At 74.9% G+C, this 7,035-nt stretch carries 5 protein-coding genes; 3 read left to right on the top strand and 2 right to left on the bottom strand.

The features are described 5' to 3' along the window. Positions 1-48: 48 nt before the first annotated feature. Positions 49-1,383 carry an MFS transporter gene (locus ACFU7Z_RS33280; RefSeq protein ID WP_380781621.1) on the bottom strand — a complete coding sequence of 445 codons (1,335 nt, stop codon included), beginning with the start codon at positions 1,381-1,383 and terminating at the stop codon, positions 49-51. Positions 1,384-1,744: 361 nt separating this feature from the next. On the opposite strand from ACFU7Z_RS33280, the gene ACFU7Z_RS33275 reads away from it, so the two are divergent. After that, complete coding sequence (locus ACFU7Z_RS33275; protein ID WP_234348299.1) at positions 1,745-3,361, top strand: hypothetical protein; 1,617 nt, start codon at positions 1,745-1,747, stop codon at positions 3,359-3,361. Positions 3,362-3,387: 26 nt separating this feature from the next. Here the strand turns inward: ACFU7Z_RS33275 and ACFU7Z_RS33270 are convergent, their stop codons facing one another. Then, a complete protein-coding gene (locus tag ACFU7Z_RS33270; protein ID WP_049650575.1) occupies positions 3,388-3,861 on the bottom strand; it encodes a VOC family protein in 474 nt (157 codons plus the stop codon). A 148-nt stretch (positions 3,862-4,009) separates the two neighbouring features. Between ACFU7Z_RS33270 and ACFU7Z_RS33265 the strand changes: the two genes are divergently transcribed. Then, entirely contained in the window at positions 4,010-5,320 is a 1,311-nt protein-coding gene (locus ACFU7Z_RS33265; protein ID WP_380781619.1) for a hypothetical protein, read from the top strand. Between the two features lie 186 nt (positions 5,321-5,506). After that, a complete protein-coding gene (locus ACFU7Z_RS33260) occupies positions 5,507-6,997 on the top strand; it encodes an alkaline phosphatase PhoX (protein ID WP_380781617.1) in 1,491 nt (496 codons plus the stop codon). The last annotated feature ends 38 nt before the right edge of the window (positions 6,998-7,035 follow it).

Here is a 7,035-nt window from a genome sequence, read left to right as displayed (position 1 = left end):
CGGGACTTCTTCGGAAGTCCCGGGCAGCGGCGTTCTGTGGGTGGGTCGTCAGGCCGTGGGCTTGGGTTTGCGGGCGACGGCGATGGCGAGGGCGGTGCAGGCGAGGGCGGCGAGGGCGGCGAAGCCGCTGACGGAGGGGAGGAGGCCGTAGGTCTGGACGAGGGCGCCGAGGGCGATGATGGGGGCGGAGCTGCCGAGGTAGACGATGACCCAGAGGGCGCTCAGTTCGGAGCCGCGGCGTTCCGGGTTCATCGCGGTGACGGCGCTGGTGAACAGGGAGCGGAAGGCGACGCCCTGGGAGACGCCGCCGAGGACGCTGCCGATGAAGAGCAGTGCCGGGGTGCCGGTGTACTGGGCGGCGACGACCAGGCCGAGGCCGGTGGCCAGGCCGGTCATGCCGAGGGCGGTCACCACGCGGTCGGAGGTCGGCGGGACGAGCAGCTGGGTGGCGGCCGAGGAGCCGAGCAGGAGGGCGGCCACGATCGCGCCGACCAGCTTGGAGTCGGTGTGCAGCAGCTTGGCGGCGAAGGCCGGGGCCAGGCTGAGGTAGACGCCGAACACCGCGTAGGAGATGAAGCCGGCGGTGGCGGCGAGCAGGAACTCGCGGCGCCCGGTGCGCGGCAGCCGCAGGCGCTGGGGGCGCAGGTGGGCCGGGGTGGTGATGCGGGGCGGAGAGGCCGGCGGGCGGCTGCGGCCGGGCATCCGGGGGTGGAGGAGGGCCAGCGGCACGCAGAGCGCGAGCAGGGCGATGGCGTGCAGCAGGAAGGGGGTCGGCAGCGGGTCGGAGCCGCCGGCCAGCAGGGCGCCGACCACCGGGCCGAGGGCGACGCCGCCCGCGGAACAGGCCAGGGTGATCTTGGCGGCCAGGGTCGGGTGGTCGGGCAGCAGGTCGCCGAGGGCGGCTCCGGCGGCGCCGGTGGACAGGCCGACGGCGATGCCCTGGACGGCCCGGCCGGCGGCGAGCTGCCAGAAGCTGTCGGAGGTGGCGAACACGACGTCGCCGACGGCGGACAGCGCGACGGCGGGCAGGATCAGGGCGCGGCGGCCGAGGTGGTCGGACCAGTGGCCGACCACGGCCAGGACCGGGACCAGCGCCAGCACGTAGATCGCGAACAGGACGGTGGTGTCGAGCGCGGTGAGGTGCAGCCGCTGCTGGAGGAGCGAGTAGATCGGTGTGGCCAGGTTGGCGCCGATCAGCATCAGCAGCAGGGCGGCGGCCACCAGGCCGACGCGGACGCCGCGCAGCGCGTTCCAGCGGCTGATCGCGGCGAGCCGGAGCTGGGCGCGCGGCGCGAGCTCCGGGGGAAGCAGGGCCTCCGACAGTCGGCGTCCGTCGAGCTGCGCGGTGCGCAGGCCGGAGCCGGCGGGGGAGAGGTCCGCCATGGCAGGGGTCTCCTGTGGCCGGGCACCACCGGGGTCGGCGGGGTGTGCCGGCGCGCCCGTCCGGAGGCGCTGTGGTGGTGGCCGAGGGTACGGGCTCCCTGGTGGGGCGAGGTGAGCTGAAGAGGGCCCCTCCGGCCCGGGGTCGGGCGGAGGGCGGTTGGGCTTCGTTGCCCCGGTGGCACGCGCGGGGTGTGCGCGGTACCAGACCGAAGGATAAGGGGTGGGCGTACGCCCATGGCGCGCGCCCCTGGGTGCGCCCCGTACGGCCGGGCGTCGGGGGTGCCCGGCCTATACGCTGAGGTGATGGATCGGTACGCGGCGCTGTTGGGCTGACCGCTGGGCTGAGGGAGAGCGCACAACGATGGCCGGACGACGTCGCAAGAACACCGGGGCTTCGACGGGTGAGGGCGCGGCCGAGGCGGTGCTGCCCGCCGACCTGGAGCTCCAGGACCTCTACGGGGCGTTCGCCGCGCACGGGCTGGACGACGAGGACCTGGACGACGCGGCCGTCCTGGTCCCGCCGGTGAAGCTGCCCGCCGAGCGCGAGCTGGCCGAGCAGGCGAAGGCCGTACCGATGTTCGGGTACGCGCTGGCGCTGGCCCGCTGGTCCGCCCCGCACCGGGAGGTGGACGAGTTCGGCGACCTGGTCGAGGCGGACCGGGCGCCCGCGGCCCGGCTGCTGGGCCTGGCCCCGGCCGAGGGCGAGGTGCCCGAGGAGGCCGAGGTCGAGGCGCTGCGGGCCTGGTCGCTGGCCTGCGACCTGGACCTGGTGGAGCTCGGTACGACCGCGGAGGGCGAGCACGTCGCCGTCCCCGGCCCGGACCTGGAGCCCGCCGAGCAGGGCGACCCGGAGACCGTCCTGGAGCTGTGGCTGACCGCCGCCGGGATCGTCCGGGAGCTGGCCGTCGAGGCGGACTCCGGCCCGGAGGAGGGCGCCGGGGAGGCCGGGGCCGGGGAGGGCGAGGAGGACGAGGACGCGCTCTCCGAGGTCGAGGAGGCCCGTGACGAGGCCGCCGAGCTGCTGGACGAGGCCCTGCAGGTGCTCTACGAGACCACCGCCTTCGCCGAGCCCGGCAACGAGACCGTGCCGCTGGGCGTGCTGGCCGCGCTGCTGGTCGTCCCGGAGGGCGAGGAGCCCAGCGAGGAACTGCTCGGCGACATCACGGACGTGATGGTCGCGCTGGACCCGATGCTGGGCGACCTCGCCGAGCTGGGCCTGCTGGACTACCGCCCGATCGACCCCGAGCTGTTCGACGAGGAGGACGGCGAGGAGCCCGCCGTGGTCGGCGAGGAGCCGCTGGACGAGGAGGAGTCGGCCCGCTTCGGGCTGGTCCGGCTCACCCCGCTCGGCCAGTACGGCATCCGGCAGTGGCTGCTGGAGGACGGCTACGACGCGCCGCTGGTCGGCGACCTGGCCAAGGGGGACGCGGCCGAGCTGCTGCGCGGGGTGTGCGAGTCGGCCAACGTGCTGCCGGAGGAGGAGCTGCGGGCGTGGACCGCCGACCGGGAGCCGGTGGCGGCGGCGCGCGAGCTGCTCGCGGCGGCGCGCGGCTCCGACGGCTACGGGCCGCTGCGCCGGATGCTCGGCGTCTCGGCGCTCAACCTGCTCGGGCCGGGCGCGGAGCCGGCCGCCCGGGAGGTCATGGACGACCCGGAGCTGGGCGGTGCGGTGCGGGCCTGGCTGACCGCGCAGGGGGCGACGGACGTCCCGGTGCCGGACCGGGCGATGGCGCTGTGGACGGTGGTCGACACCTTCGCCGCCCAGCTGCTGGACAACGGCGGGGACGCCGAGCTGCTGGGCGAGCTGGTCGCCGACCTGCCGGTGAACGGCGATCCGGCGGGGTGGTTCGGCGAGCTGTGGCGGGTCGACCACCCGTACACGGCGGACGTCCTGGAGGCGATCGGGGAGCTGCACCCGGACCGGGCGCTGGCCAAGGAGGCGCGCAAGGCGGCGTTCAAGGCGCGCTCCAGGAGCTGAGCCTTCCGGGCGCACCGTACGGCGGTCTAGGGAAGGTCCAGTGAGCCGTCCTCGGTGAAGGGGAAGAACGGGTTGTGGGCCAGCTCCCAGAGGTGGCCGTCCGGGTCCTCGAAGTAGCCGGAGTAGCCGCCCCAGTCGGTCGGGACCGGCGGCTTGACCACCACGGCGCCGGCCTCGACCGCCGTCCGCAGCGCGGCGTCCACCAGCGCGGGGGACTCCAGGTTCACCGCGAGGGTGACGCCGCGGAAGGAGGGCTCGCCGGTGGCGGGCACGCCCGCGTCGGCGGCCAGCTCGTCGGTGGGGAAGAGGCCGAGCACCGAGTCGGCGGTGCGGAACCAGACGATCTCCGGGCTGGAGGCGGTGGAGCGCTTCCAGCCGAGCGCCTCGTAGAAGCGGGCGCTCTCGTCGAGGTCGGTCACCCCGAGGGTGACGATGCTGATCCGGGCGGGGAAGGCGCCCTGCCCGGTGCGGTCCTGTGCTGCGTCGTTCTGAGCTGTCATGCCGCCAGGTTAGGGAGGGCGGCTGACAACCGGGCGCCCTGACACGGCCACCACCCCCGTCCGGGGGCCGAGCTGATGACCCGGCAGCTGCGGCCACGTAAGGTGGCGTCAGCGGTGCGGGTGCGAGGTCTCGGGGGTGCGGCACAGGATGATGCGGGAGAGCGGCGGCAGGCACCAGAAGCGGGACGCCGGGTCCTCGGGGTCCGCCCCGGCCCCGGACCGGCCGGTCCGGGAGGACCGTTTCACCGGTCGGCCCGCGGACCGGCCACTGGACCGGTCGGCCGAGCAGGGTGCCGGTCGGCCCGCGGGCAGGCCCGTCGACCGGTTCGCCGACCAGGAGGAGTTCTCCCGCCGGACCCTGGCGGCGGCCGACTTCCCGGTGTACGGCGTGGCCGCGGGGCAGGCCCCCGCGGGAGGGGTCCCCGCGGGCGGGACGATGACGGCCGACGGGGCGTTGGCCGGTGAGGCGCTGGCCGCCTTCGAGACCTCCGGCGGCGAGCTGCGCTGGGTCGAGGTCCAGTGCGGCGACTGGCGCTCGGCGGCCGGCCCGTACGTGACCGTGCGCACCTACCGGCCGGGGTCCGAACCGGGCGAGCGGCTGCCCGAGCTGGAAGACCTGGTCGAGGACGAACGGGACCGCGTCTACGAGCAGTTGGGCGTCGACGAGGGCGACGGGCCGGGCCGGGTACGGGCGTTGCGCGCGTGGATCACAGTGGACGGCGAGCCCTGCGCGGTGGAGGTGCACGAGGACCGGCCGGTGCCGGAGCCCGGCGCCCCGGCGGCGGACGGTCCGGAGCCGGTGTGGGCCGGGCGGCTGCGGGTCGGCGGGCTGACCGTGACGGTGTGCGCGCGCGGGGTGGCCCCCGGCGCGGTGGAGCTCGGCGCGATCGGCGACTTCGAGGGCTGCCTGCGCGGCCGCACCGAGCTGCTGCGCGACCTGGCCGCCCGGCGGGCCCGCCGGGTGCCGGTCGAGGAGCGTGAACTGCCGCCCGCCGTCGGGATGGAGGCGCACCGGGCGCTGATCGCGCAGAGCGTCGCCGAGTCCGCCGCGATCGAGGCGCAGGTGCGGGTGGGGCGCACGCCGAGGCTGCCGCGCGGGCTGCGCGGGGAGGTCGGCGCGGTGCGCTGGGAGGCGGCGGTGCGCCAGCAGATGCGGCTGGCCACCGAGACCCGGGAGGAGGCCGCGGCGGCGGTGACCTCGATGGTGAACCACCTCAACCGGCTGTCCCAGCAGACGCACTGGCTGGTCGGCACGGCGGAGGGGGAGGCGGCCGTCGAGGAGGTCGTCCGGTACACGGTGTTCGCGAGCGAGGTGGCGAGCCTGCCGGCGCAGCGGGCCTGGGCGCAGCTGTGGCGGGAGCGGCCGGGCGGCGGCGGGGCGGGGGTCTGGGAGGAGCAGCGGCTGGCCGAGCAGCTGTGGCTGTCGGCCTGGGAGCAGTGGCGGGCGGCGCGGCGCTGACGGGTCGGGCGGGCCGGGCGGGCCGGCGGGGGCCTCAGTAAAGCACAGGTCATGTGAAGGTCATCGGTCGGCAAATGGCCGCCTGGGCGTGAGGTGGGCGTCATGCCGGGTTCACCCGCCCGGCGGAGCCTGCTGGGCGTCGGCATCCCGCACCGGCGCCCCCGCTCATCCTCAGGAGTTGCTGCCATGTCGCTGTCCCGTCGGGACTTCGTCAACCGTTCCACCCTCGTCGGGGCCGGCGTGCTGATCGCCGGCGGTGCCGAGGCGCTGGCCAGCGCCCCGGGCGCGATCGCCGCCCCGGTCGGCGGCGAGGCCCCGGTCGCCGCGGCCGCCGGGACCAACTCGGCCGGCGGCACCGCCGTCGGCTACGGCCAGCTGGTCCAGGACCCGGCCGGCCTGCTCTCCCTGCCGAAGGGCTTCTCGTACAAGGTCCTCAACCGGGCCGGCGTCACCAAGCTGCGCACCGGCGAGTTCACCCCGAGCAACCACGACGGCACCTCCGCCTTCGAGGACGAGCGCGGCGGCAACCTGATGGTCGTCAACCACGAGCTGGCCGGCGCCCGCGCCAACTGGCCGCACCCGGTGCCGCTGGCCGAGGGCCACGTCTACGACCCGGGCGCGGCCGGCGGCTGCACCATCGTGCACGCCAAGCGGGACGGCTCGGTCGAGCAGTGGGTCGGCATCGCCGGCACCGCCACCAACTGCGCGGGCGGCGTGACCCCGTGGGGCACCTGGCTGTCCGGCGAGGAGACCGAGGACAAGGCCGGCAAGAACGGCTTCACCAAGGACCACGGCTACATCTTCGAGGTCGACCCCTTCGACGACGACTACAACCGGGACCCGCAGCCGGTGAAGGCCTTCGGCCGCTACGCGCACGAGGCCGTGGTCGTGGACCCGAAGCGCGGCCAGGTCTACCTGACCGAGGACGCCTCGAACCCGAACGGCCTGCTGTTCCGCTGGACCCCGCCGGCCGGCTTCAAGCACGGCCGCTACCAGCTGCGCAAGCTCGCCGCCGACGCCGGTGTGCTGGAGGCCTTCAAGGTCTTCGACGCCCAGGGCAAGTTCGTCGACGACCTCTCCCGCGCCACCAAGGTCGGCACCACCTACGGCGTGGACTGGGTCAAGGTCCAGGACCGCGACGCCAGGACCGTCTCGGTGCGCAAGCAGTTCAAGGACGGCGAGGTCAGCCGCGCCCGCAAGCTGGAGGGCATGTGGTGGGGTGACGGCGGCTTCTACTTCGTCTCCAGCTTCGCCCGTTCGGAGAGCCCGCTCCAGCACGACGGCCAGGTCTGGTTCTACAACCCGGCCCGCCGCACCATCACCCTGAAGGTGCTGCTGGGCGTCAACACCGACGTCTGGGGCGACCACGACAACTTCGACGGCCCGGACAACATCACCGTCTCGCCGTACGGCGGCATCGTGATCTGCGAGGACGGCGAGGGCGTCTCGCACCTGTTCGGCGCCACCGAGGACGGGCTGGTCTACCCGATCGCCCGCAACGAGCTGAACATCGGCACCGCCGAGAAGCCCGAGTTCAGCGAGTTCACCGGGGTGACCTTCTCGGACGACGGCAAGACCCTGTTCGCCAACATCCAGACCCCGGGCATCCAGCTGGCGATCAGCGGCCCGTGGCGCCGGCTGAACGAGCACAAGCGCGGCCAGGGCTACGGCGAGTGACGAACCGTCAGGAATGACCGTGCGGCTGCCCGCGGACC

Source organism: Kitasatospora sp. NPDC057518, assembly GCF_042802075.1.
Lineage (GTDB): Bacteria > Actinomycetota > Actinomycetes > Streptomycetales > Streptomycetaceae > Kitasatospora.
The sequence above is the reverse complement of the archived record's forward strand: the minus strand, read 5'-3'. Positions and strand labels throughout refer to the sequence as shown.